A 680-nucleotide genomic window follows, 5' to 3' on the forward strand; every position below is an offset into this window, starting at 1 on the left:
TAATACCCCCATTATTAGGGGCCTCAATCAGTAGAATAATTATGCAGCCTTGGGCATCACCAAAGCCAGTTTCTGTATTGGCGTGATGCCGCCGATGGCCATGTTGGGCCGGTCGTTGTTGTATGTCCACAACCAAGCTGTGGCGGCTTCTTGCACCTCTTCGATGGTTTCAAAGATATATTGGTTTAGCCAGTCATAGCGAACCGTTCGATTGAACCGCTCGACATAGGCATTTTGCTGTGGATTTCCGGGCTGGATAAACAGCAGCGTGATCTTATGTTTTTCAGACCATTCGGCCAACTTATGACCAATGTATTCGGGGCCGTTGTCTGAACGAATAGCCGCGGGTTTTCCTCGCCATTCTATGATCCGGTCAAGGGCGCGGATCACCCGGGCAGCGGGCAAAGAAAAGTCGACCTCAATACCCAGACCTTCACGATTGTAATCATCAATCACGTTAAAAGCGCGGAAGCTACGGCCACACCCGAGCTGGTCGTGCATAAAATCCATCGACCAAATGTCGTTGATGGTGTCGGGTACCGCCAAAGGTTCCGGCTTCTCCCGGTACAGCCGTTTCTTTGGTTGAATGCGAAGGTTCAGCTCAAGTTCCTTATAAATCCTGTAAACGCGCTTGTGGTTCCAGCCAAAGCCCTTCACGTTGCGCAGATACAGAAAGCACA

The 680-nt window shown here is 50.4% G+C and carries 1 protein-coding gene; it reads right to left on the bottom strand.

What is annotated here, in order from left to right:
* Positions 1-39: 39 nt before the first annotated feature.
* A partial coding sequence (locus tag V5T82_RS18090; protein ID WP_332897077.1) for an IS3 family transposase occupies positions 40-680 on the bottom strand: 641 nt, incomplete at its 5' end.

This window comes from Magnetovibrio sp. PR-2, assembly GCF_036689815.1.
Classification (GTDB): domain Bacteria; phylum Pseudomonadota; class Alphaproteobacteria; order Rhodospirillales; family Magnetovibrionaceae; genus Magnetovibrio.